Below are 26,387 nucleotides of genomic sequence, written 5' to 3'. Positions count from 1 at the left end.
TATAGTCTTTTTAGTATATTAAGCTACATTTTGCCCTTTTTTTAAACGAATTACCGTTATTTCTGGCATAACTCCTACCCGACCAGGATAGGCATGAAACCCAAAACCCCGATTTACATAAATATACCTGCCTACATTTTCGTATAAACCGGCCCATTGTTTGTACATATATTGTGCTAAACTCCATTTAAACCAACCCGGAATTTCGATCCCAAACTGCATTCCGTGTGTGTGCCCAGATAAGGTAAGTTGTATGTTTTTTTTGTGATTTTTTACAATTTCTTCCCAATGGCTTGGGTCGTGACTCATTAATATTTTAAAATCTGAAGTAGAAACCCCTTCTAATGCTTTGTCTATATCACCAAAGGCACCAAAATGCTTTCCCCAGTTTTCTACACCAATCAAAGAAAACGCATCGTTTCCTTTTTTAATTTTCACCTGTTCATTTAACAATAATTTAAAATCTATTTGGCGGTGTAAATCTTTTATATCAATAAAATTTTTGGCTTTTTCAGTTTCAGAATCCCAATCTATATAAGCACCATAATCATGATTTCCAAGGACTGAAAATTTACCAAAAGCTGGTTTTTCTAATCTATTAAAAGTTTCAATCCACGGATGCATTTCCTCTGCTTTGGCATTTACGATATCGCCCGTAAATAATAATATGTCAGATTTTTGTTCATTAATTAAATCGATAGCGTAATTTATTTTCTCAGGGTTATCAAAACTTCCACTGTGAATATCTGAAATATGAGTTATCGTAAAGCCATCGAAAGCATCGGGTAAATCTGGAAAATATATATTTTGTTTGATGACTTTAAAATTATATTTCCCAATGGTCATTCCGTAAATTAATGACAAAAATGGGACAGCAGCCAATCCTAATCCTATTTGACTCACAAATTTTCGTCTTGACCCTAAAAAACCTAAATCGTCCTCTTTATTGCCCATAAAATGATTAACAACTCCAGCACCAACTCTAAAAAGATCTTCTCCAAACACGAACAAAGACAAGACTATTTTTGGGATATAAACCAACAAAAACAAACCAATCGTGAATAAAGTTTGCTGAGTTTGCCCAATTTTACGATCAAATTGCAACACATGATATATTACATAAAACAAGACTAGAACACTAATAATAAGATAGGTTTGCAAAACCCATTTGGTTTTAATAATGATTTTAAATGCCTGATAAGAATATACTTCTACAAAAAGAAGTATAAAAAATACGATAATGAAACGGATAAACATTTTGGTTAAATTTTGCACAAAATAACGAAGAAAGTTAAAGCAAAGTAATTTTGTTAATCAAATTTTAACTAAAACAGAAAAAATACTACTCGAATGTTTATTTTTACAGTAAAAACATTTTAGTACATGTCACAAAAACGCCTTTACCTTCTAGATGCTTACGCTTTAATATTTCGTGGTTATTTTGCCTTTATAAAAAACCCAAGAATTAACTCAAAAGGCATGGATACCTCTGCCATTATGGGCTTTATGAATGCCTTAATGGATGTTATAAAACGGGAAAAACCAGACCATTTAGCCGTAGCTTTCGACAAAGGCGGCAGCACCTACCGATACGAAATGTACCAAGAATACAAAGCGCATCGAGACGAAACGCCCGAAGCCATAAAAATTGCCGTTCCGTACATACAAGATTTACTAAAAGCCATGCACATTCCTATTATTGAAGTGGCAGGTTTTGAAGCAGATGATTTAATAGGTACCTTAGCAAAACAAGCCGAAAAAGAAGATTTTAAAGTATATATGGTTACGCCAGATAAGGATTTTGCACAATTGGTTTCAGAAAATATTTTTATGTACAAACCCGCGCGTATGGGTAACGATATAGAAATTTGGGGAGTTCCAGAAGTTTTAGCAAAATTCGAAATAGAAAGACCTGAACAAGTTATTGATTTTCTAGGAATGATGGGCGATGCCGCCGATAACATTCCAGGATTACCAGGTGTTGGCGAAAAAACAGCAAAAAAATTCCTAAAAGAATACGGATCGATAGAAAACCTTTTAGCCAATACACACCAATTAAAAGGAGCAATTAAAGACAAAATTGAAGCCAATAAAGAAAAAGGAATCTTATCTAAGAAACTCGCTACAATATTACTAGATTGTCCTGTAACCTTCAACGCTTCTACTTACGAATTATCTAAACCTGATGTCGAAAAAACAGATGAACTGTTTCAAGAATTAGAATTTAGGCAAATGAAAACACAGTTTGACAAATATTTTGGAACAGGAAAAGATTATGACGAAATTGACACTAATGAAAATGACAATAGTCAAATTCAGAAAAAAACTGTGGCTAAAAAAACCAACGAAGACCAATTCGATTTATTTGGTTTTTCGGACCAAGAAAGTGGCGAAATAAAAACAGACTCTCATTATGCAAAATTAGAAAACACAGAACATTTTTACCAAAGTATTGAAGGCGATTTTGCTGTAAAATTACTACTTCAAAACCTACTCAATCAAACTTCAGTATGTTTCGATACTGAGACTACCGGAATTGATGCCTTAAATGCCCAATTGGTTGGAATGTCATTTTCTTTCGAAAAAGGAAAAGCTTTTTATGTTCCTTTTCCAGAAAACCAAGAAGACGCACAAGTTTTGGCAGACAAATTTAAACCTTTTTTCGAAAGTGAAAGCATCGAGAAAATTGGTCAAAACATCAAATATGATTTAAAAATCCTTTCGCATTACGGAGTTCAAATCAAAGGAAAATTATTCGATACCATGATTGCACATTATCTGATTAATCCAGATATGCGTCATAATATGGATGTTTTAAGTGAAACCTATTTAAAATATTCGCCAAAATCGATTGAAGATTTAATTGGCAAAAAAGGCAAAAATCAAAAATCGATGCGTGACGTTTCTTTAGAAGAAATTAAAGAATACGCTGCCGAAGATGCTGATATTACCTATCAGTTGAAACAAAATTTTAGTCCAATTCTTGACAAAGCAGAAACCAAAAAACTTTTTGAAGAAATAGAAATTCCGCTAATTCCTGTTTTGGCAGCCATGGAATTAGAAGGAATTAATCTCGACGTTCCGTTTTTAAAATCGATGTCGGCAGAAATGGCCCTCGAAAGCAATGCGCTAGAACAAAAAATATACGAAACCGCAGGGGAGAAATTTAATTTGGCTTCACCCAAACAACTCGGCGATGTTTTATTTGACAAGATGAAAATTGGCGGAGCAAAACAAAAGAAAACCAAAACAGGGCAATATGCCACTGGCGAAGAAATTTTAAGCTATTTAGCCAATGACAATCCAATTGTAAAAGACATTTTAGAATGGCGCCAAATGGTAAAATTACAAAGCACTTATATTGATGCCTTACCCAACCAAGTAGATAAAAAAACAGGACGTGTACACACAGATTATATGCAAACTGTTGCTGCAACTGGTCGTTTAAGCTCTAACAATCCTAACTTACAAAATATTCCTGTGCGAACCGAAAGAGGACGATTAATTCGAAAAGCCTTTATTCCTCGCAATGAAAATTACACGTTAATTTCTGCCGATTATTCGCAAATAGAGCTACGAATTATTGCCGCTTTATCTGGTGAAGAAAACATGATTGCAGCTTTTCAAAACAACCAAGACATTCACAAAAGCACCGCTGCAAAAGTATTTAATGTTGCATTAGAAGACGTTACAAAAGAACAACGAAGCAATGCTAAAACGGTAAATTTCGGAATTATTTATGGCGTTTCGGCTTTTGGGCTTTCTAATCAAACCTCACTTTCAAGAAAAGAAAGCGCAGAGTTAATTGATGCCTATTATGCAACGTATCCGAAACTAAAATCGTACATGTCCAACCAAGTAGATTTCGCTAGAGAAAACGGCTATGTACAAACTGTTTTGGGAAGAAGACGCTATTTAAAAGATATTAATTCGGCCAATATGATGGTAAAAAGTGGTGCCGAACGAAATGCTGTAAACGCACCTATTCAAGGCTCTGCGGCCGATATTATTAAAATTGCGATGATTAATATTCACAAAAAACTAACCCAAGAAAACTGGCAATCGAAAATGTTATTGCAAGTACATGACGAATTGGTTTTTGATGTTCATAATTCTGAATTAGAAAAAATTCAACCGATGATAAAATACGAAATGGAAAACGCCTTTAAAATAGATGTTCCGTTAGATGTTGAAATTGGAATTGGCAAAAACTGGTTAGAAGCGCATTAATTAATATTTTTCAAGATCAAATATATTATGAAAAAAACAATCTTATTATTAGTATTTATATTCTCATTATCGCTTTCGGCACAACAAAAAACACGTTTCGACAAAATAGATAGTTTGCTGGTTTATTTAAATCAAAACAAAAAATTTATGGGGCAAGTTTGCATTCGCCAAGCAGGAAATGTAGTATTCGAAAAAGCGTATGGTTTTGCTAATGTAGAAAATAATTTGAGTGCCAATAAAAACACCAAATACAAAATAGGCTCCATTACAAAAACATTTACTGCCGTAATGATTATGCAATTAATCGAAGAAAAAAAGTTGAAACTAGACTCGAAATTATCTAAATTTTACCCCCAAATTCCAAATGCTACTAAAATCACGATTCATGATTTATTGCATCATCGCACGGGTATTTTAGATTTTATTAATGGAGATTCGACTGTAAATGTTTACCAAAAAGTATCAAAAGAAGAAATGATTGCAAAAATTTCAGGTTACAAACCAGTTTTCGAACCCAATACTAAATTCGAATACAGTAATTCTAACTATTATATATTAGGCAAAATATTAGAAGAGGTGACTAAAAAAGAGTACGCAACCAATCTTGAGGAAAGAATTACAAACAAACTACAATTGCAAAACACATCGATTGCAACCAATACAGACCCAACAAAAAACGAAAGTTATTCTTATAATTATACTAACAAAAAATGGACTATTAATAAAGAATGGGATCTCTCACAAGCTTTTGGCGCAGGAAATATTGCCGCTACCACCGGAGATTTGACCCTTTTTCTAGAGGCCATTTTTAATGGTTTATTATTAAAGAAAACTTCTGTAGATGAGATGATAAAACTCGAACAATCTTACGGAAAAGGATTGGTTGCCTTTCCTTTTGGTGAAAGAAAATTTTATGGTCATACCGGTGGGATAGAAGGTTTTCGTGCTGTTGTAGGGTATTATCCAACAGAAAAAACAGGAATTTCACTTATTGTAAATGGCGATAATTACAACCGAAACGATATTATGATGGGTATTTTGAGTATTTATTACAAAATGCCGTATCAATTCCCTAATTTAACCACCTTTGAAGTTCCTAAAGACAAATTAGCAAGTTATCAAGGCATTTACGCATCGGCACAATTGCCTATCAAAATCACCATCAAAATCGACAAAGGAGAATTAACGGCACAAGGCACCGGTCAAAATTCATTTGCTTTAAACCCAATTAGTGAAACCGAATTTGTATTTGATCCAGCGGGAATAAAACTTATTTTCGACACAAAAAGCATGACCTTAAAACAAGGTGCCGGACAATATCTTTTTACTAAAGAATAAAAAAATATTTTATTACAAATTATATGATATAAGACTAATTTAATGCTAATTATAAATTTGGCAACATTAATTATTATATTTTAAAATCTGTAAATCTGGGCTAAAAAACGAGTCTGTAAAGCAGACAAACATAAAACAAAACCAAATGAACTGGGAACAATTATTATCATTAAAACGCCAAGGCGACACAAGCAAACGATTACGAAAAGAACAAGATGACACCCGTTTGGGTTTTGAGGTCGATTATGATCGAATTATTTTTTCGGCCGCTTTTCGCAGTTTACAAGATAAAACACAAGTGATTCCGCTTTCTAAAACAGATTTTGTACACACCAGACTAACCCATAGTTTAGAGGTTTCGGTAGTTGGACGATCTATAGGTCGATTGGTTGGTAAAAAAATAATCGAAAAATATCCTCACCTTCAAGAAATACATGGGTATCAAGCAAACGATTTTGGAGCTATAGTCGCTGCGGCTTGCTTAGCTCATGATATTGGCAATCCGCCATTCGGACATTCGGGCGAAAAAGCTATTGGCGAATATTTTTCGATAGGAAAAGGACAACAATTTAAAGACAAATTAACCAATAAGCAATGGCAAGATTTAATCGACTTTGAAGGAAATGCCAACGGCTTTTCGGTCCTAACAGCAAGCCGTCCGGGTGTTACAGGAGGTTTAAGACTTACTTATGCCGTTTTAGGGGCTTTTATGAAATATCCTAAAGAAAGTTTGCCTAAAAAACCAACTTCAAATATTGCCGATAAAAAATACGGTTTTTTTCAAACAGACAAAGATTTCTTTCAAGAAGTTGCTACAGAGTTAGGAATGATTCCTAATAAAACCGGAAACGATATGGGTTACGAACGCCATCCTCTTGCTTATCTTGTCGAAGCTGCCGATGACATTTGTTATACGATTATCGATTTCGAGGACGGAATGAATCTAGGATTAGTTTCGGAAGATTTTGCACTAGAGTATTTAATAAAATTAGTCAAAGACAGTATCGATTCTAACAAATACAACACTTTAACCACAAAAGAAGATCGTATTAGTTATTTGCGTGCTTTAGCCATTGGCAGCTTAATAAATGATGCTGTAAAGATATTTATTGAAAGTGAAGAACTAATATTAGCAGGAAATTTTCCGTATTCACTAATGGATAAAAGCAAATACAAAGCCCAAATGAACGACATCATCAAATTAAGTGTAAAAAACATTTACCAAAGTCGTGAAGTTATCGAAAAAGAATTAATAGGATATCAAATCATTAACAATCTTCTCGATAAGTTTATTACCGCTTACAACAACAATTACCAGGAAAAAGCAACAAATTTTGATGCCTTATTACTAAAAATTTTACCCGAAAAATACCATTTAGAAAAAGATAGTTTATACGAACGGTTATTACATATTTGCCATTTTATATCTATCCTTACAGATGGTAACGCATTATTATACAACAAAATCGTAGCTTCTAATAATTATTAAAAATTCATTTTTATATCATAAAAAAAACACATAGTTAATTATTAATTATATATTTGTGAATAATTAACCAAAATTTGATATAATAATGAAAAAAACTACATTACTGCTTTTTTTTCTAACATCAGCTTTAGGGTTTTCACAAGCCCCTATCGAGAAAATACAAAGCTACATGAACGGAAATCGTTCTAAGCTTGTACTTACCAATCAAGACCTTTCAGACCTTGTAATTGTTAATGATTTTAGTTCAGAAGCTACTGGAATAAACAATTACCATGTAAAACAACGCTACAAAGGAATTGAAATTTATAACTCTGATTCTAATTTTTGGATAAAAAACGGAGAAGTCATAAAAGGCGGAGAAGGCTTCATACAAAACATAGCTTCAAAAACAAACTCAGACAACCCTAGCATTAGTGTTATTGATGGTTTTTCGAAAGCTTTAGCCCAACTTAACGAATCTCCTATTAATGCGGTTCAAATAATAAAGACTAACGATACTAAAAACAATTTAAATAAATTTAAATTAACCAATGGCCGTCTAACAGAAGACCCTATAAATGCGCAATTGGTTTATTTCGCAGCAAACGCAACCACTTTAAAATTAGCCTGGAGCTATGAGTTTTATTCTCAAGATGGCGATCATTTATGGAACGTTAAAATAGACGCTCTAAACGGAAAACTTTTGTATGAAAAAGATTTGGTTCTTTCTTGTGATTTCGAACAGCACAACACAACAACTAACACGGTTGACAAATCAAATGAGTTTACAAAAATTTTCATAAAAGAAAACACTAAATCATTAGTCGCAAACCCAGGAACAACAAACTACAGAGTCATCAAATGGAACTGGGAAAGCCCCAATCATGCAGCTAGAACCCTTGAAACCAACCCAGAATCTACAGCTTTAGCCTCCCCAAATGGCTGGCACAATACTACTGCTACCATTGGAGCATCTACAACTACCTTCAATTACACGAAAGGAAATAATGTTTTTGCCTATACAGACGTAAATAATGATAACCCAACAACACCCATAACATACACAACTGCTTCATCAGGAACATACCCTAGTTTAACTTTTGATTTCCCTTACGGAGGAAATGCCGTTACAGCTACGACATATCAAGCTGCCGCAACAACGAATTTATTTTACCAAAACAACATCATGCATGATGTGTGGTACCAATACGGATTTAATGAAGCAAATGGTAATTTTCAAACAGCTAATTTTGGAAGAGGCGGTAACGGTAATGATGCTGTAAATGCTGAAGCTCAAGACGCATCTGCAAAAGATAACGGACCAACAAGGCTTACTCCCGCACAACCAGTTGGCCCTGCTAAATTTAACAATGCCAATTTTTCAACTCCATCAGACGGTTTTAAACCAAGAATGCAAATGTATCTTTGGAATGTTAAAAAGCCAAATAATTTATTAGTAAATACTGGAACATTAGCCGGAACAAATTATGTAGTAAGTGATAATTCATTTACCAATGGGCATGTAAATTTACCTGTCGCACCCGCTACACTAACCAACAGTCTTGTACTTTATGTAGATTCAACTCCAGACACATCAAATGCATGTAACCTTACAGCTGGCGATGCTGCAATAAACGCAGCCGAATTAGCTGGTAAAATTGCTGTAATAAGACGCGGAGGCTGTTCCTTTGCTATTAAAGTAAAATTTGCACAAAATGCAGGAGCTATTGGCGTAATTATAGTAAATAATACCACAGGCAATATATCAATGTCTGGAGACGATGCAACAATTACCATTCCTGCAGTAAGCATATCTCAAGCAGACGGAGAAGCGTTAATTAATGCCATGAACTCTGGAAACATAAACGTAAGTATCTCAAACCCTGAAGTATTCGTTAATGCCGATGGCGATTTTGATAACGGAATAATTGCCCACGAATATACCCACGGTATTTCAAGCAGATTATCAGGAAATTGTTTAGGCGGATCAGAACAAATGGGAGAAGGCTGGTCTGACTGGGCGTGGCTAATGATGCAAATTAAACCAGGAGATACAAGAAATGACGCTAAAGGTATTGGAACTTTTGCGCAAAACCAACCTACAAATGGGGGTGGAATTAGAAAATACAAGTATTCAACAGATATGACTGTTAACCCTCATACCTATAACGATTCAAACGCTCAATGGTTTAACACTGGCGCTACTGGAACACCTCCAAACACAGACAAGATAGATGTGCACGGACTTGGCTCTATATGGTGTGCAACACTGTGGGATTTAGCATGGAATTATATAGACAAGTATGGTTACGACCCTAATATTTATAACGGAACAGGCGGAAACAACAAGGTAATGCAACTCGTCCTAGATGGCATTAAACTAACAGGTTGCGACCCAACATTTATTTCTGGAAGAGACGGACTTATTGCAGCCGACGAAGCTACAACAGGAGGTCAAAATTATTGTATGATATGGAAGACTTTTGCAAGAAGAGGTGTTGGCGTAAACGCATCTGCTGGAGGCAATGATGGCTCTGCAACTGACATTAAGGATCAAGTTGCAGATTTTACAGAACCACCTGCAGGACCAAACTGTACATTAGGGTTGAATTATTTCGAAAATAAGGATATGATAAAAATATACCCAAACCCATCTAACGGACTAGTAAACATAAAAATTAATCAGTTTACAGGAAAAGTTAACCTACAGGTTATCGATCTAAATGGCCGTGTTGTTTACTCATTAAAAAACACAGATTTTAACGTTGAAAAAACAATCAACTTAAATAATTTACAATCTGGAATGTATATTATAAAAATAGAAGGTGACGAATTAAATTATACTAAGAAAATTATCTTAAACTAATTATCTTTAAAACTTAAAGAGAAAAGCGTTCACAAATTGTGAACGCTTTTTTTATACCTTTTTACACCATGAAGTCATTTGAATTTTTCCATTTATCAAAAAAAACTTTTGCCTCCTCATTTTTTGTCTTTTTTAGCTCTATAGTACTCAATGCGTATTAAAGTATATTTTAATCGAATACAAAACCCTAAATTTTCATCTAGACATAAAAATTTTTAAAACAAATTAATTAATAGCAATGCAAAGTTATATACTTTTTTTAATACTTTTTTGTCGAGTTTCACAACACTGCTGATAGCATTTCTTTCGCTTTGATTTTTCTTTGAAGGTAAGCCGTAAAGAAAAATCACAAGAAAAAACACAAAAAAAAAGCTGTTTTTTTTCACACAAACACTAATAATCACACTTCCTATCGTATTAAAAAACAGCAATATAAATCGGTTTTGAACACATCAAAAAAAACAAACAACACCTTTACTTTTGAAGGATCTCATAATTACTCCCTCTTACAAAAGAGAAGAAAATAATTTTACATCTCTAATTATTTATTATATATTTGAAAAAAGTTAACCAATATCTAATATAATAATGAAAAAAACCACATTACTGCTGTTTTTTCTAACATCAACTTTAGGGTTTTCACAAGCCCCCATCGAGAAAATACAAACCTACATGAACGAAAACCGTTCTAAGCTTGCACTTACTAATCAAGATCTTTCAGACCTTGTAATTGTTAATACTTTTAGCTCAGAAGCTACTAAAATAAATAATTACCATGTAAAACAACGCTACAAAGGAGTTGAAATTTACAGCTCTGATTCTAATTTTTGGATAAAAAACGGAGAAGTCATAAAAGGCGGAGAAGACTTCATACAAAACATAGCTTCAAAAACAAACTCAGCCACCCCTAGCATTAGTGTTATTGATGGTTTTTCGAAAGCTTTAGCCCAACTTAACGAATCTCCTATTAATGGGGTTCAAATACTAAAGACTAACGATAGTAAAAACAATTTAAATAAATTCAAATTAACCAATGGTCGTCTAACAGAAGACCCTATAAATGCGCAATTGGTCTATTTCTCAGCAAACGCAACCACTTTAAAATTAGCCTGGAGTTATGAGTTTTACTGTCAAGATGGTGATCATTTATGGAACGTTAAAATAGATGCTCTTAACGGAAAGTTATTAGACAAACAAGATTTAGTTATCTCTTGCCATTTCGGAACAAAAAACCACGCAATTACTAACGAAAACAATAACACAAATAATTTTACAAGATTTTTCTTAAAAGAAAACACTAAATCGCTAGTAGCAAACCCAGGCACAACAAATTACAGGGTCGTTAAATGGAACTGGGAAAGCCCCAATCATGCAGCTAGAACCCTTGAAACCAACCCAGAATCTACAGCTTTAGCTTCCCCAAATGGTTGGCATAATGCTAGTACTACTATTGGAACATCTACAACCACCTTCAATTACACGAAAGGAAACAATGTTTTTGCTTATACCGATGCAAACAATGACAACCCGACAACGCCTACAACCTATACAACTGCTTCATCAGGAACCTACCCGAATTTAACTTTTGATTTTCCTTACGCAGGAAACAGTGTTGACGCTACAACTTATACAAATGCCGCTACAACAAACTTGTTTTACCAAAACAATATCATGCATGATGTATGGTATCAATATGGTTTTAATGAAGCAAATGGTAATTTTCAAACAGCTAATTTTGGAAGAGGCGGTAACGGCAACGACGCTGTAAATGCTGAAGCTCAAGACGCATCTGCAAGAGACAATGCACCAACAAGACTTACTCCCGCAAGACCAGCTGGTGCTGCTAAATTTAACAACGCTAATTTTTCTTCTCCAAGAGATGGCTCTAAACCAAGAATGCAAATGTACCTTTGGGATTTTCAAAAACCAAATAACTTACTAATAAACACTGGAACATTAGCTGGAAAAAATTACCCAGCAGCTGATAATGGTTTTACCAATGGACATGTAAATTTACCTGTGGCACCCGCTACGCTAACAAACAACCTTGTGCTCTATGTAGGTTCTATTCTAGGTACCCCACACGCATGCGATACTGCCAGGAACAGTGCCGAATTAGCTGGTAAAATTGCTGTAATAAGACGTGGAGGATGTACTTTTGAAAGAAAAGTAAAATCTGCACAAAATGCAGGAGCCATTGGCGTAATTATAGTAAACACTGAAGATAATAGCACAATGTATGGAGACGACGCAACAATTACCATTCCTGCAATAAGCATATCTCAAGCTGATGGAGAAGAATTAATTAATGCTATGAGTTCAGGAAACATAAACGTAAGCATATCAAAACCTGAAGTTTTCGTTAATACTGATGGCGATTTTGATAACGGAGTAATTGCCCACGAATATACCCACGGTATTTCAAGAAGATTATCAGGAAATTGCTTAGCGGGATCGGAACAAATGGGAGAAGGTTGGTCTGACTGGGCGTGGCTAATGATGCAAATTAAACCAGGAGATACAAGAAATGATGCTAAAGGTATTGGAACTTTTGCAGAAAACCAACCTACAAATGGGGGTGGAATTAGAAAATACAAGTATTCAACAGATATGACTGTTAACCCTCATACCTATAACGATTCAAACGCTCAATGGTTTAATACTGGCGATTCTGGAACACCTCCAAATACAGACAAGATAGATACTCACCAACTTGGCTCTATATGGTGTGCAATATTATGGGATTTAGCATGGAATTATATAGACAAGTATGGTTACGACCCTAATATTTATAACGGAACAGGCGGAAACAACATGATAATGCAACTGGTACTAGACGGTATTAAGCTTACAGGCTGTAAACCAACATTTGTTTCTGGAAGAGACAGTCTTATTGCAGCCGACGAAGCTACAACAGGAGGTCAAAATTATTGTATGATATGGAAGACTTTTGCAAGAAGAGGTGTTGGTGTAAACGCATCTGCTGGAGGTAATGATGGCTCTGTAACTGATATTAAGGATCAAGTTGCAGATTTTACAGAACCACCTGCAGGACCAAACTGTACATTAGGGTTGAATTATTTCGAAAATAAGGATATGATAAAAATATACCCAAACCCATCTAACGGACTAGTAAACATAAAAATTAATCAGTTTACAGGAAAAGTTAACCTACAGGTTATCGATCTAAATGGCCGTGTTGTTTACTCATTAAAAAACACAGATTTTAACATTGAAAAAACAATCAACTTAAATAATTTACAATCTGGAATGTATATTATAAAAATAGACGGTGACGAATTAAATTATACTAAGAAAATTATCTTAAACTAATTATATTTAAAACTTAAAGAGAAAAGCGTTCACAAATTGTGAACGCTTTTTTTATACCATAGAATCAAACAACTGAATCAAACTCATTTCGTCAATCCCACAAATCTTATGAAGCTCAGAAACCGAGCCTTGCTCGATAAAACAATCTAGTATCCCGATATTTTTAATCAAAATAGCATCTTTATTATTATTATTAAAAAACTGATTAACGGTACTACCAAAACCTCCAATAATTGCATTTTCTTCGACCGTTATTATTTGGTCATATCTCATAAATATATCTTTGAGTAATTTTTCGTCTAAAGGCTTTATAAATGGAAAATGATAATGCGAAAACAAGTCTGGTTTTTTATTTTTAGAAAGTGATTTTATAACATTATTCCCAATAGTTCCAGTAGATAAAACAGCAATAGTAGTGCCTTTTTTTAATTGAACTCCTTTACCAATTTCAATTTTTTGAAAGGGTAATTGCCAATCCTTAATCACACCACGACCACGAGGGTAACGAATGGCCATGGGATGTTTTAATCCTAATTGTGCTGTAAACATAATATTTCGTAGTTCGATTTCATTTATAGGTGCATAAATAATCATATTGGGAATACAATTCAAATAAGAAATATCGAAAACACCATGGTGCGTTGCGCCATCTTCTCCAACCAATCCAGCTCGATCTAAACAAAAAACAACTGGAAGATTTTGCAAAGCTACATCATGAATAATCTGATCGTAGGCTCTTTGCATAAATGACGAATAAATATTACAAAAAACAACCATTCCTTGGGTTGCCATTCCTGCCGATAAGGTTACTGCATGTTGCTCGGCAATTCCTACATCGAAAGCTCGATTTGGGAAAGCTTCCATCATAAATTTCATCGATGACCCAGATGGCATAGCAGGAGTTATGCCTATTATTTTTTCGTTTTGCTTGGCTAGTTCGACTAAAGTTAATCCAAAAACATCTTGAAATTTTGGAGGTAAATTCTCTTCTGCCTTCAAATGTATTTCGCCAGTAGCCGCATCAAATTTACCTGGTGCATGGTATTTTACTTGGTCTGCTTCGGCAAGTTGTAGTCCTTTGCCTTTGGTGGTAATTATATGTAAGAATTTCGGCCCTTTTATATTTTGTAATCGTTGCAATTCTTTAACAACCGCAAAAATATCATGTCCGTCTATTGGTCCTGAATAATCAAAATTCAAAGACTTTATCATGTTATTATCTTTGTGATTTTTTCCTTCTTTTACGGCAGTGAGATAATCTTTAAGCGCGCCAACACTTGGATCTATTCCAATAGCATTGTCATTTAAGATGACCAATAAATTAGCATTTGTAACTCCCGCATGGTTTAACCCTTCAAAAGCCATACCGCTTGCAATAGATGCGTCACCGATAACTGCAACATGCTGTTTGTTGAAATCGCCTTTAATATGAGAAGCAATTGCCATTCCTAATATCGCAGAAATTGAGGTCGATGAATGACCAACTCCGAAGGCATCGTAAATACTTTCGCTTCGCTTAGGAAATCCTGAAATACCGCCTAATTTTCGATTGGTATGAAAATTATCTCGTCGTCCTGTTAATATTTTATGACCATACGCTTGATGACCTACGTCCCAAACTAACAAATCATCGGGTGTATTAAAAACGTAATGCAAAGCAATTGTAAGCTCGACAACACCCAAACTTGCTCCTAAATGTCCTTCATTTTTTGAAACGACATCGATGATAAAATTACGTAATTCTTGAGCAATTTGTGGCAACTGATTAACATCTAACAGACGTAAATCGTTTGGATTGTTTATGTTTTGAAGTAAATTGTTTTTCATTTTTCTATAAAAAACAAATTTACATTTTTAAATTGTAATTATTACGCTATTTGGTTTTTAGCGAATCTATAATTGGTTCTACAGATATATCTCCCATGATTTCTCTATAAATTATGTTTGTCTCTGGTTTTTTTAAGCCTTTATATTTTTTAGTAGGCTTCATTATTCTGACTTCACTATTTTTTGGATTTGCAGGGTCTGATTTATACAATGAATCATTCCCTGCAGGAGAAATTACTTCCACTGCTGTATTTTCAATTACAAGACTATCTGCAACCTCAACTTTATTAATTTTTTGCTTATTGCCATTTTTATCTGTACAGCTAAACAATGTTGTCCCCATACTTATTAGCAAAGCCAGCAAAAATATTTTATAAAAATTGGTTTGGGAATGTAAAACCTGATTTGATATTTGTATGATAACCGAATTTAATTGCTGGCTACTAAATCGGCCGCAAATTTTTTTTCCTTGATTTGAAACAAAATAGTTTTGAATTTCTGTCGAATTCATATTGGTAAAATCGACTACACTTTTTTCGCAATTTTCGCAAAACCTTCCTATCGAATTAGGTGGCATAGCATTCCAATCTTCATGGCATGGTTTTGAAATTGTTAATGTATATTTTACTTCCATAATTTTTTTATTTCGTTCTATTAAATATAGCTAAAATTATACCAATTTTGTATTTTTACCGTATGGAAAATATTTTTACCGACGAGTATTTTATGAGAAAAGCTTTGCAAGAAGCTTATGTCGCTTTTGATAAAGAGGAAATTCCTGTGGGTGCCATTGTGGTTATAAATAACCGAATTATTGCCAAAAGTCATAATCTAACCGAATTATTAAATGATGTTACGGCTCATGCCGAAATGCAAGCTATTACGGCTTCTGCTAATTTTTTAGGAGGAAAATATTTAACCAACTGTATTTTGTATGTTACGCTAGAACCTTGCCAAATGTGTGCGGGTGCTTTATACTGGAGTCAGATTTCTAAAATTGTCTTTGGTGCTAGTGACCCACAACGTGGTTTTACTAAAATGGGAACGCAATTACACCCTAAAACTATTGTGGTTAATGGCATTTTGGAATCCGAATGTGGGGAATTGATGAAAGAGTTTTTCAGGAAAAAACGCTGATGCGTGTTTTAGCCCAGATTGCTTCGCCTGTTCGCTCTTTCAGACTAGGGTGCTAGAATTGCTCCTAAGAACTTAAAATATAGGCATAAAAAAAACCGCTTCAATATGAAACGGTTCGTTTTTTCGGTAAGCTAAAAAATATTTTATTATCCTTCGATAACTACTACTTGAGCAGCTACTCTACCTTTTCTTCCTTCTTCTTCTTCATAAGAAACTTTATCTCCTTCTCTTAACTCTTCAGCTTTAATTCCTGAAGCGTGTACGAAAATATCTTTTCCTGTTTCGTCGTCTGTAATAAATCCGTAACCTTTAGATTCATTGAAAAATTTTACTGTTCCTGTGCGCATTTTAATTGTAATAATAATTTATAATGTAGCAAATGTAATCTTTAAAATAATACAAACGTGAATTTGTGTTAATATTTTTTAAAAATATTGATAATCAATGCTTTCTATTTTAAATCTAGTTGAATATGCAGCTCTTTTAACTGACTATCATCAATAATAGACGGTGCATCAATCATTACATCTCTTCCTGAATTATTCTTCGGAAAAGCAATAAAATCGCGAATAGTTTCTTGACCTCCTAAAATTGCAACTAATCTATCTAATCCGAAAGCTAGTCCTCCGTGTGGGGGTGCTCCAAACTGGAATGCGTCCATTAGGAATCCGAACTGATTTTTGGCTTCTTCTTCGGTAAATCCTAAGTATTTAAACATTAATGCTTGCGTATTTTTATCATGAATTCTGATAGAACCTCCGCCTATTTCGTTTCCGTTGAGGACCATATCGTAAGCATTGGCACGAACAGATTTTGGGTCGGTTTCTAACAAGTGCATGTCTTCTGGTTTTGGCGAGGTAAATGGGTGGTGCATTGCATGGTAACGACCTGATTCTTCATCGAATTCTAATAGTGGAAAATCGACTACCCAAAGTGGTGCAAATTCTGCGGGGTTTCTTAAGCCAAGTCTAGTTGCTAATTCCATTCTTAATGCAGAGAGTTGCGCTCTAGTTTTGTCGGCTGGGCCGGAGAGTACAAAAATCATATCTCCTGCTTTTGCACCTGTTGTTTTTGCCCAATGGCTCAAATCGCCTTGGTCATAAAATTTATCGACTGATGATTTATAGGTTCCATCTTCGTTACATTTTACATAAACCATTCCTGATGCGCCTACTTGTGGACGTTTTACCCATTCTATAAGTGCATCTATTTCTTTTCTAGAATATTCGCCTACTCCGGGAACTGCAATTGCAACGACTAGTTCGGCAGCATTAAACACTGGAAAATCTTTGTGCTTCGCATATTCGTTTAGTTCTCCAAATTCCATTCCGAAACGAATGTCTGGTTTGTCATTTCCGTAGGTTTTCATAGCATGATTATATGTCATACGAGGAAATTTTTCTACTTCGATTCCTTTTAATTCTTTGAGCAAATGGCGTGTTAGTCCTTCAAAAACATTCAAAATATCTTCTTGTTCTACGAAGGCCATTTCGCAATCTATTTGTGTAAATTCTGGCTGACGGTCGGCACGTAAATCTTCATCTCGGAAACATTTTACGATTTGAAAATATTTATCCATACCACCCACCATCAATAATTGTTTGAATGTTTGTGGAGATTGCGGAAGGGCGTAAAATTGTCCCTCGTTCATTCGAGATGGCACTACAAAATCTCTTGCTCCTTCTGGCGTAGATTTAATTAAATACGGTGTTTCTACTTCACAAAAATCTAAATCCGATAAGTATTTGCGCACTTCCATAGCTACTTTATGACGAAAAAGCAAGCTGTTTTTTACAGGATTTCGTCTAATATCAAGGTAACGGTATTTCATACGAATATCTTCACCGCCATCTGTTTCGTCTTCAATTGTAAACGGCGGCGTTAGCGAGCTGTTTAGGATAGTCATTTGGGTAACTAAAATTTCTATCTCACCTGTTGAGATGTTTTTGTTTTTGGCCTCACGTTCTATAACGGTTCCTTTTACTTGAATTACAAATTCACGACCCAATGTTTTTGCGAGTTCGAAAACTGTTTTATCAGAGCGACTTTCGTCGAACATGAGCTGCGTAATTCCGTAACGGTCACGCAAATCGACCCAATTCATAAATCCTTTATCACGAGATTTCTGAACCCAACCTGCTAGTGTAACTTCTTTATTGATATGCGTAGCGTTTAATTCGCCACAATTATGACTTCTGTACATTGCCTAAATTTTAGGTTGCAAAAATACTATTTTGTTTGAAGTTTGTACTTAAAATATTCGAAATAATTGTAAGTTTGATTGCATATAATTAAAACAACACACATGAAAAAAATATTTTCAATAGCATTAATTACTTTTTGCTCTATTTACAGCTTCGGACAATCTAAAAACGCAGTGGCTTTTCAGGCTGAAATAGCCAATAGAAATGGCGATATTATTTATATTAAAGACGCTAAAAACAAAACCATCAAAGAAATAAAGGTAAATGACAAAGGTTTTTTTAAGGACACTTTTGAAATTGAAAAAGAAGATTTTTATTTCTTTTTTGACGGAACCGAATACACAAAATTATTCTTAAAAAATGGATATAATTTGAAATTAAAAATGGATACCAAACAATTTGACGAATCTATCGTTTATACTGGAAAAGGTGCTGAAGAAAACAACTATTTAGCACAAGAAGTTATAAAAACCAATAAAATGGATTCTGAAAAATTGGCTTCTTTAAATGAAAAAGATTTCAAAAAAATGACTGAAGAAAAAAAACTAACTGAAGAAATACTTTTAGACAAATCTAGTTTAGATAAATCGTTTATCGAAATTCAGAAAAAAAATATTGCCATAAACATTAGAGGATTGCAACAATATTATAACGAAAGCAAAGCCATTCAGAAATTAAACAATGCTACTGCACCAACATTTAATTATGCAAATCACAAAGGCGGAACGACAAAACTTGAAGACTTTAAAGGAAAATATATATACATCGATGTTTGGGCAACTTGGTGTGGTCCTTGTCGTGGCGAAATTCCTTTTTTGCAAAAAATAGAAGAAAAATACCACGAAAAAAATATCGAATTTGTTAGCATATCTATCGATGCGCAGAAGGATTTCGAGAAATGGAAAAAATTTGTAAGCGACAAACAATTAGGAGGAACACAACTTTTTGCGGATAACGATTGGAATTCAGATTTTGCAAAAAAACTTAACATTACTAGCATTCCTAGATTTATATTGATTGATACCTACGGAAAAATTATAAACGCCAATACCGAAAGACCATCATCGCCAAAACTTCAAGAAGTACTAGACAAGCTTTTAAATTAGCCTAAATCTTGCAAATAAAATTTATCGATCAAATAATAAGTAATATATATACAAAAGCTTCTTGGAAACGAGAAGCTTTTATATTTTTGTACCAAATTTAAATCATGAACATTCAAACAATAAACAATAAGATACAGCCCCAGAAAGACATCTTACTGCAGCACTCGTTATACAAAAAAGTACAAACGATTGAAGACTTACATCAATTTCTTGAAAATCACGTATATGCAGTTTGGGATTTTATGTCCCTACTAAAAGCACTACAAGCTAACCTAACCTGCACCACAACGCCGTGGTTTGCAACTACGAATCCAGAAATTCGTTATCTAATTAACGAAATTGTACTTGCAGAAGAAACAGATTTAACGCTAGACGGTAGGCGCCAAAGCCATTACGAAATGTATGTCGAAGCGATGCAAGACTGTGGCGCAAACACAGGAAACATAACTCACTTTTTACTAGAAGTACATTCGCTTCAAAATGTATTTATTGCAATTAAAAAAAGTAACCTACACCCCAATATTAAAGACTTCTTAGACTTCACATTTAGAGTCATCAATGAAGGAAAGCCTCATAATATTGCGGCTGCCTTTACCTTTGGAAGAGAAGATTTAATTCCGTCTATGTTTACCGAAATATTAAAGAATTTTCAAATTAATTTCCCCGAAACAGACTTGAGTAAATTAATATATTATTTTGAAAGACATATCGAATTAGATGCCGACGAGCATGGCCCAATGGCAATGCAAATGATAACAGAACTTTGCGGAACCGATGCTAAGAAATGGAAAGAAATCGAAGCCGTTTCAATTGAAGCGTTAGAAAAACGAATTGGTCTTTGGGATGCGATTGAGGAACAAATAGATAAAAGCCGAATGGTAATTACATAAAAAAAACGAGCAATGCTCGTTTTTTTATGTAATTACCATATAAGTTAGGCGAGCGTTCGCTACTAATCCTAAAACAAAACCATATATACAAAAGAATTATTACAAATTAAGAGAAGAATTTTATTCACTGCTAAAAAATTCGCAACAAAACAACAACTTAGTACAAATTACCAATCCTACTAATTTAAATAATAAATATACCCGAAGTTTAACCAAAGATTCCAATCATTAGCTTTATTTTCTTTATAAACTGCTGGATTAGGGTTTAAACCATCAACCCAGTTAGAGAAATAATATTGCGCACGTAAATCTAGCATTAAATCCGAAAGAGGTGTTAGCTTGTATCTAGTCCCAATACTTGAGACTACAGACCAAACTGTGCCGTTTTTATTTGTAAAACCATGCGCTTCACCTTCTGAGGGAGCCCAATATTTAGGGTTAATATTTACGTCATTTAATTTACCTAAAGTCGAATGAACTTCCGGATTATAAAAACTAAAATGCGCTCCTAGACTTACAAAAGGAGCAAACGCACCATTAGTAGCTGCAAAATCTCTAATACTAAACGGATAAAATTCTAATTGCATCCCTATATCAGTAACAGCGGTGCTCCCTTCCATCGATTTTAACTGTTTTGCATCATTTGGCACACCTAGAGCAGGATCAGGTTTATTAACTTTTTCTGGAGTAACCCATTCGCCAAACATGTTAAATTTTGTTTTGCTATAAGACAATTCGCTTCTAACTTTGAAGTGATCATTAAAATAGGTTTCTGGCGTATAACAATTACATTCTGCTTTATACGAAAAATTTAAGTAATGTACCAGTCCTATTCCTATTCCTGTATTTCCCGCATTTGTTGCAAAATTATGACGTTGCCCATAATCCGATTGAAAAGCTACAGGACCAGCAATTATTCCTACTTCATGAGAAAAACCAAACTGTGCCCGTGCCGTATTAAGAGAAACAAGCAAAAATAAAACCATTAAACTAAAATATCTAGGCATGATTAAAAGTTTTAATACATTAGAAGACAAATATATAAAAACATCAAACATTTCAGAAAAAAAAGCATGTTATTTTAATATTAATTCAAAAATGACTTTAACACAAAAATATCTTGGCTATATTTTTATAAAATGTATATTTGCTACTCATAACGAAAACGTTTATTTTAAACATTAATAATCTATAAATCATGTCACAAAGTATTGATGCTTTCATCCAAGCAGTAAGTAAAAGAAACCCAAATGAGCCTGAATTTATGCAGGCAGTTAAAGAAGTTGCAGAAACTGTAATTCCTTTTATCGAAAAAAATAAAAAATACGAAGGCAAAATGCTTTTGGAAAGAATGGTCGAAGCAGAACGTGTTATCATGTTTAGAGTAGTTTGGCTAGATGACGCTGGAAAAACACAAGTAAACCGTGGTTACCGTATCCAGATGAGTTCAGCAATTGGGCCATACAAAGGAGGAATTCGTTTTCACCCTTCGGTAAATTTAAGTATCTTGAAATTTTTAGCTTTCGAACAAACTTTCAAGAATAGTTTGACTACTTTACCAATGGGTGGAGGAAAAGGTGGAGCTGACTTTGATCCAAAAGGAAAATCAGACAACGAAATCATGAAGTTTTGTCAAGCATTTATGACAGAATTATGCAAACATATTGGGGCTAATACTGACGTTCCTGCCGGAGATATTGGGGTAGGAGGAAGAGAAGTTGGTTATATGTTTGGCCAATACAAGAGAATTAGAAACGAATTTACAGGGGTTTTAACTGGTAAAGGAATTTCTTTCGGAGGTTCGTTAATTCGTCCTGAAGCAACAGGTTATGGCGATGTTTACTTCGCTTATAGCATGCTTAAAACTAAAGGTGAAAGCTTCGACGGAAAAACTGTTGTAGTTTCAGGTTCTGGTAACGTAGCGCAATATGCAACGCAAAAAGCAACGCAATTAGGCGGAAAAGTAGTTACAATGTCAGATTCTGCAGGTTATATTTATGACGAAGCAGGTATTGATGCTGAAAAACTAGCTTATGTAATGGAAATTAAAAACGTAAACTACGGAAGAATTTCTGATTACGTAACAAAATATCCAAGTGCTAAATATATTGCAGGAAAACGCCCTTGGGAAGTTAAATGTGATATCGCTTTACCTTGCGCAACTCAAAACGAGTTGAACGAAGAAGAAGCAAAAACGCTTGTAGCAAACGGGTGTATCTGTGTGGCCGAAGGAGCAAATATGCCTTCTACTCCAGAAGCAGTTACTGTTTTTCAAAACGCAAAAATATTATTTGCACCAGGAAAAGCCTCTAACGCTGGTGGTGTTGCAACTTCAGGATTAGAAATGTCTCAAAACTCATTAAGATTAAGCTGGACTTCAGAAGAAGTTGATGACAGACTAAAAGTTATCATGAAAGACATTCACGAAGCATGTGTACAATATGGTTCTGACGGAAACGGATATGTTGATTATGTAAAAGGAGCAAATATTGCTGGTTTCGTAAAAGTAGCTGACGCTATGTTAGCACAAGGAATAGTTTAATTCCTTAAAAAACTACAATAAATATAAAAGTGTTCACAGAAGTGAACACTTTTTTTTATGTACAAGTATATTAAAAACAAAATAAAAACGTTTTTATTCTATATTTGTAATTGCTAAATTCCCCCCTAATGAAAAATATTTTTTTATACATCCTAGTACTAATCTCAAGTTTTGCATACTCTCAGGAAAACAAATTATGGAAAGGATATTTTTCTTACAATACAATTAAAGACCTTTCGCAAAGCACAAATCAAATTTATAGTGCTGCAGAAAATGCTTATTTCAAAAAAAACTTAGCCACAAATGAAATTACTACGGTTTCGACTGTTGAGGGTTTATCAGGACAAAACATCACGCAAATTTATCATAGCGAAATATATAAAAAAACACTTATAGGTCATACCGACGGATTAGTTATTATTATAAACGACCTTGACGGAAGCGTCCTAAATGTAGTTGACATATTAAACAAACCTTCTGTGCCACCTAACAGCAAGAAAATTAACCATTTTATGGAATATAATGGCAAAATTTATATTTCGACAGATTTTGGTATTTCTATATACGATTTAAATCTTTCCGAGTTTGGCGACACTTATTTTATCGGATCTGGAGGTTCAAACATCGAAATTTTACAAACAACAATTTACAATGGCTTTATATATGCTGTTGCCAATGGCTACGGATTATTAAAAGCAACGGTAACAAACCCAAATCTTATAGATTTTAACCAATGGACAAATATTTCGCCTGGAAGCTGGAAAACTATCGAAGCAACAGCGACACAACTAATAGCCGTTAATTTAAGCGGTTCTATCTATAAATTAATTAATGACAATCCTAACCTAATTACAAGTTATCCGCAAATCACTTTAGATACTAGACACAATAGCAACCATTTAATCATAACTACCCAAAACCATATTTATATATACAACGAACAATTAATTGAAGTTTTACATCTAACAAGCATTCCAAACATAACCGCTAATTTTACTTGCGCCACAGTTATAAATGACAAAATTTATATAGGAACGCAAGAAAATGGAGTTTTTGCAACATCGCTAAACAATCCTACCTTTTTCGAGAACATAACTCCTAAAGGACCAGATAAAAACAGAATTTTCGCTATTCAATCATTTTCAAACGGACTATGGGCTGCTTATGGAGATTACGACAGCAACTACAACCCTTATCCTATAGATTCTTTTTCAGTAAGCAAATACACCACTAATAATTCATGGACCTCAACTCCTTATCAAGATTTATTTGGCGCAAAATCTATTTGCCGAATTATTGTGAATCCAAAAAACGAAAATCAGGTTTATTTTAGCTCTAATTTTTCTGGTTTATTAAAATTTGAAAACAACCTACCCTCAACACTATACGACAATTCTAATAGTAGTTTACAAAAAATAACAATAAATGGTTATAACGCCATTGACATTAGAATAAACGGCTCTGTATTTGACAAAGATGGTAATTTATGGATTACAAACTCGCTAGTAAGCAAAGGTCTCCATGTACTAAAAACAGATAATCAGTGGCAAGGATTTGCACTCACAAGCCTTGCTGCACCACTTGCTATCTCATACGGAAGACTAGCTATCGATAAAAACGGAACAAAATGGGCTTGCACAAACCATGAAGGACTTATAGGATTTAATGAAAAATACAACAACAAATGCCTTAGTATTAATGAAGGACAAGACCACGGAAACCTACCCAACAAAGATGTTAGTGCAGTTGCAGTAGACAACAAAAACAAACTCTGGATAGGAACAAAATACGGACTAAGAATATTACAAAACGTAGACTCCTTTTTAAACCAAAACGAATTAACTGCAAACGCTATTATTATTCTCGAAGACGGCTTAGCACAAGAGCTTTTATACGGACAATCTATTACAGATATCGTAGTAGATGGTGCAAACAACAAATGGATTAGCACCTCAGGAGCTGGCTTATTTTACATCTCCTCCGACGGACAAAAAACATTCAATATCTTTACCAAAGAAAACTCTCCACTACCCAGCAATACAATATTAGACATAGACATTAATTCACTAACAGGCGAAGTTTTTATAGCCACCGAAGCAGGTATGGTATCCTTTAAAGGAACAGCCACAAATGGTGCCGAAAATTTCGAAAATGTAATAGTATATCCAAATCCCGCAAGACCAGAATACAGCGGAAGCATATTTATAACTGGACTAATGAATAAAGCCAATGTAAAAATTACCGATATTGAAGGAAATCTAGTTCATGAAGAAATATCTGAAGGAGGAACCATAATATGGGATACAAAAGCCTTTGGAAAATACAAAGTAGCATCTGGCGTTTATATGATTTTTATGTCTTCTAGTGATGGCGAAGAAACCAAAGTAAAAAAAGTAATGATTGTAAGATAAAATAAGTTACGGGTTTGCCACACACCAAAAGACGATACCCATAACCCGAGACAAAAAAATGCAAATTAAAACCAAAGCTATTGTAATTTCTGCCATCAAATACCAAGAAAAAAGTTTAATCGTTAAATGCTTTACGCTTTCCGATGGACTAAAATCTTACTTTGTTCGCGATGCGTTTTCATCTAAAAAATCAAACCAAAAAATCGCTTATTTCCAGCCCTTAACAATACTAGAAATAGAAGCTGTACATAAAAACAAAGGCACTTTAGAGCGTTTTAAAGAAGTAAAAATCGCAACACCTTTTCATTCTATTCATTATGATGTGATAAAAAGCACTATTGTAATATTTATTTCCGAAATTTTACATCATTCGATTCACGAAGAAGAAAAAAACGAAGCCTTTTTTACTTTTCTCGAAACCGCTTTGCATTGGTTAGACAATCATGACCAGATTGCTAATTTTCACCTCATTTTACTCTTAGAAACCACAAAATATTTAGGATTTTATCCAGACATCTCAAACACAGAACACCCTTTTTTCGAAATGACCGAAGGCCTGTTTTCTCCCTTTCACGCCATTAGTTCGCTTACCGAGCACGAAACCAATTTATTTAAGAAACTCATCGATTTAAAATTTGACAACTCAAATACAAATACCTTACACAGTACAGAGCGTCAAATTTTATTAAAAATCCTCATCAATTATTACAGTTATCATCTTGATGGTTTCAAAAAACCAAAATCTTTAGAGGTACTCAAAGAAGTTTTTTCATAATATTTGCTAATAAATTAGCACCCAAAATTAGTTTACACATGGCCATTGTACATCTATACGCTTGCAAATTATAAAACTTACATTTTGTCGCTTAATTATATAATAAACAGTTTTTTTAAATCTCCTTTTTTGAGGTTACCACAAGAGTCGGACTTTTAGTTACAAACGAAGTGCACTAAACTGCAACAAGAGCATGGTAAGCAAACTTTATCTGACAAAAAAATCCTCAAAAAGAATTTTCGCTTCAACCCTAACGAAAA

17 protein-coding genes are annotated in these 26,387 nt (G+C 34.1%); 11 read left to right on the top strand and 6 right to left on the bottom strand.

The genetic code is table 11. The features are described from left to right. Positions 1 to 18: 18 nt before the first annotated feature. The gene (locus tag B0A57_RS11010; RefSeq protein ID WP_011962463.1) at positions 19 to 1,257 is read right to left on the bottom strand and encodes a metallophosphoesterase; all 1,239 of its coding nucleotides are present in this window, start codon (positions 1,255 to 1,257) and stop codon (positions 19 to 21) included. A gap of 126 nt (positions 1,258 to 1,383) precedes the next feature. Here B0A57_RS11010 and polA point away from each other — a divergent pair, with 126 nt between their 5' ends. From polA to B0A57_RS10985, 5 genes are all read left to right on the top strand, one after another. After that, the gene (gene polA, locus B0A57_RS11005; RefSeq protein WP_011962462.1) at positions 1,384 to 4,230 is read left to right on the top strand and encodes a DNA polymerase I; all 2,847 of its coding nucleotides are present in this window, start codon (positions 1,384 to 1,386) and stop codon (positions 4,228 to 4,230) included. 27 nt (positions 4,231 to 4,257) lie between these two features. Then, positions 4,258 to 5,568, top strand: coding sequence for a serine hydrolase domain-containing protein (locus B0A57_RS11000; protein WP_052079075.1), 1,311 nt, complete (start codon positions 4,258 to 4,260; stop codon positions 5,566 to 5,568). 145 nt (positions 5,569 to 5,713) lie between these two features. Next, positions 5,714 to 7,057, top strand: coding sequence for a deoxyguanosinetriphosphate triphosphohydrolase (locus B0A57_RS10995; protein ID WP_011962456.1), 1,344 nt, complete (start codon positions 5,714 to 5,716; stop codon positions 7,055 to 7,057). 85 nt (positions 7,058 to 7,142) lie between these two features. Further along, positions 7,143 to 9,902: a T9SS-dependent M36 family metallopeptidase gene (locus tag B0A57_RS10990; protein WP_038465964.1), complete on the top strand. Its 2,760-nt coding sequence runs from the start codon at positions 7,143 to 7,145 to the stop codon at positions 9,900 to 9,902. A gap of 588 nt (positions 9,903 to 10,490) precedes the next feature. Beyond that, positions 10,491 to 13,235, top strand: coding sequence for a T9SS-dependent M36 family metallopeptidase (locus B0A57_RS10985; RefSeq protein WP_038465961.1), 2,745 nt, complete (start codon positions 10,491 to 10,493; stop codon positions 13,233 to 13,235). Positions 13,236 to 13,286: 51 nt separating this feature from the next. Here B0A57_RS10985 and B0A57_RS10980 read toward each other — a convergent pair whose 3' ends face one another. Both B0A57_RS10980 and B0A57_RS10975 read right to left on the bottom strand, forming a co-directional pair. Beyond that, positions 13,287 to 15,062, bottom strand: a complete 1,776-nt coding sequence (locus B0A57_RS10980) for a 1-deoxy-D-xylulose-5-phosphate synthase (RefSeq protein WP_038465958.1) — start codon at positions 15,060 to 15,062, stop codon at positions 13,287 to 13,289. Between the two features lie 46 nt (positions 15,063 to 15,108). After that, positions 15,109 to 15,696, bottom strand: coding sequence for a hypothetical protein (locus tag B0A57_RS10975; RefSeq protein WP_034097447.1), 588 nt, complete (start codon positions 15,694 to 15,696; stop codon positions 15,109 to 15,111). 62 nt (positions 15,697 to 15,758) lie between these two features. On the opposite strand from B0A57_RS10975, the gene B0A57_RS10970 reads away from it, so the two are divergent. Continuing rightward, positions 15,759 to 16,199, top strand: a complete 441-nt coding sequence (locus tag B0A57_RS10970) for a nucleoside deaminase (protein ID WP_011962451.1) — start codon at positions 15,759 to 15,761, stop codon at positions 16,197 to 16,199. A 146-nt stretch (positions 16,200 to 16,345) separates the two neighbouring features. Here B0A57_RS10970 and B0A57_RS10965 read toward each other — a convergent pair whose 3' ends face one another. Both B0A57_RS10965 and aspS read right to left on the bottom strand, forming a co-directional pair. Further along, positions 16,346 to 16,546 (bottom strand): cold-shock protein, encoded by a 201-nt coding sequence (locus tag B0A57_RS10965; RefSeq protein ID WP_011962450.1) that lies wholly within the window; start codon positions 16,544 to 16,546, stop codon positions 16,346 to 16,348. 104 nt (positions 16,547 to 16,650) lie between these two features. Then, entirely contained in the window at positions 16,651 to 18,402 is a 1,752-nt protein-coding gene (gene aspS / locus B0A57_RS10960; protein WP_034097445.1) for an aspartate--tRNA ligase, read from the bottom strand. A 102-nt stretch (positions 18,403 to 18,504) separates the two neighbouring features. Between aspS and B0A57_RS10955 the strand changes: the two genes are divergently transcribed. Then, positions 18,505 to 19,509, top strand: a complete 1,005-nt coding sequence (locus tag B0A57_RS10955) for a TlpA family protein disulfide reductase (protein WP_034097443.1) — start codon at positions 18,505 to 18,507, stop codon at positions 19,507 to 19,509. A gap of 104 nt (positions 19,510 to 19,613) precedes the next feature. After that, the gene (locus tag B0A57_RS10950; RefSeq protein ID WP_011962447.1) at positions 19,614 to 20,399 is read left to right on the top strand and encodes a DUF3050 domain-containing protein; all 786 of its coding nucleotides are present in this window, start codon (positions 19,614 to 19,616) and stop codon (positions 20,397 to 20,399) included. A 179-nt stretch (positions 20,400 to 20,578) separates the two neighbouring features. Here B0A57_RS10950 and B0A57_RS10945 read toward each other — a convergent pair whose 3' ends face one another. Next, a complete protein-coding gene (locus B0A57_RS10945) occupies positions 20,579 to 21,406 on the bottom strand; it encodes a THC0290_0291 family protein (protein WP_034097441.1) in 828 nt (275 codons plus the stop codon). 191 nt (positions 21,407 to 21,597) lie between these two features. Between B0A57_RS10945 and gdhA the strand changes: the two genes are divergently transcribed. From gdhA to recO, 3 genes are all read left to right on the top strand, one after another. After that, positions 21,598 to 22,941 (top strand): NADP-specific glutamate dehydrogenase, encoded by a 1,344-nt coding sequence (gene gdhA, locus B0A57_RS10935; protein WP_011962445.1) that lies wholly within the window; start codon positions 21,598 to 21,600, stop codon positions 22,939 to 22,941. A 128-nt stretch (positions 22,942 to 23,069) separates the two neighbouring features. Then, positions 23,070 to 25,352, top strand: a complete 2,283-nt coding sequence (gene porZ, locus B0A57_RS10930) for a type IX secretion system anionic LPS delivery protein PorZ (RefSeq protein ID WP_034097436.1) — start codon at positions 23,070 to 23,072, stop codon at positions 25,350 to 25,352. Between the two features lie 58 nt (positions 25,353 to 25,410). Beyond that, positions 25,411 to 26,127 carry a DNA repair protein RecO gene (recO, locus tag B0A57_RS10925; protein ID WP_011962443.1) on the top strand — a complete coding sequence of 239 codons (717 nt, stop codon included), beginning with the start codon at positions 25,411 to 25,413 and terminating at the stop codon, positions 26,125 to 26,127. Positions 26,128 to 26,387: the final 260 nt, after the last annotated feature.

The organism is Flavobacterium psychrophilum DSM 3660 = ATCC 49418, from assembly GCF_002217405.1.
Lineage (GTDB): Bacteria > Bacteroidota > Bacteroidia > Flavobacteriales > Flavobacteriaceae > Flavobacterium > Flavobacterium psychrophilum.
The sequence above is the reverse complement of the archived record's forward strand: the minus strand, read 5'-3'. Positions and strand labels throughout refer to the sequence as shown.

Coding starts and splice junctions, on each gene's coding strand:
- B0A57_RS11010 (WP_011962463.1), bottom strand. CDS start 1,257: ATGTTTATCCGTTTCATTATCGTATTTTTTATACTTCTTTTTGTAGAA.
- polA (WP_011962462.1), top strand. CDS start 1,384: ATGTCACAAAAACGCCTTTACCTTCTAGATGCTTACGCTTTAATATTT.
- B0A57_RS11000 (WP_052079075.1), top strand. CDS start 4,258: ATGAAAAAAACAATCTTATTATTAGTATTTATATTCTCATTATCGCTT.
- B0A57_RS10995 (WP_011962456.1), top strand. CDS start 5,714: ATGAACTGGGAACAATTATTATCATTAAAACGCCAAGGCGACACAAGC.
- B0A57_RS10990 (WP_038465964.1), top strand. CDS start 7,143: ATGAAAAAAACTACATTACTGCTTTTTTTTCTAACATCAGCTTTAGGG.
- B0A57_RS10985 (WP_038465961.1), top strand. CDS start 10,491: ATGAAAAAAACCACATTACTGCTGTTTTTTCTAACATCAACTTTAGGG.
- B0A57_RS10980 (WP_038465958.1), bottom strand. CDS start 15,062: ATGAAAAACAATTTACTTCAAAACATAAACAATCCAAACGATTTACGT.
- B0A57_RS10975 (WP_034097447.1), bottom strand. CDS start 15,696: ATGGAAGTAAAATATACATTAACAATTTCAAAACCATGCCATGAAGAT.
- B0A57_RS10970 (WP_011962451.1), top strand. CDS start 15,759: ATGGAAAATATTTTTACCGACGAGTATTTTATGAGAAAAGCTTTGCAA.
- B0A57_RS10965 (WP_011962450.1), bottom strand. CDS start 16,546: ATGCGCACAGGAACAGTAAAATTTTTCAATGAATCTAAAGGTTACGGA.
- aspS (WP_034097445.1), bottom strand. CDS start 18,402: ATGTACAGAAGTCATAATTGTGGCGAATTAAACGCTACGCATATCAAT.
- B0A57_RS10955 (WP_034097443.1), top strand. CDS start 18,505: ATGAAAAAAATATTTTCAATAGCATTAATTACTTTTTGCTCTATTTAC.
- B0A57_RS10950 (WP_011962447.1), top strand. CDS start 19,614: ATGAACATTCAAACAATAAACAATAAGATACAGCCCCAGAAAGACATC.
- B0A57_RS10945 (WP_034097441.1), bottom strand. CDS start 21,406: ATGCCTAGATATTTTAGTTTAATGGTTTTATTTTTGCTTGTTTCTCTT.
- gdhA (WP_011962445.1), top strand. CDS start 21,598: ATGTCACAAAGTATTGATGCTTTCATCCAAGCAGTAAGTAAAAGAAAC.
- porZ (WP_034097436.1), top strand. CDS start 23,070: ATGAAAAATATTTTTTTATACATCCTAGTACTAATCTCAAGTTTTGCA.
- recO (WP_011962443.1), top strand. CDS start 25,411: ATGCAAATTAAAACCAAAGCTATTGTAATTTCTGCCATCAAATACCAA.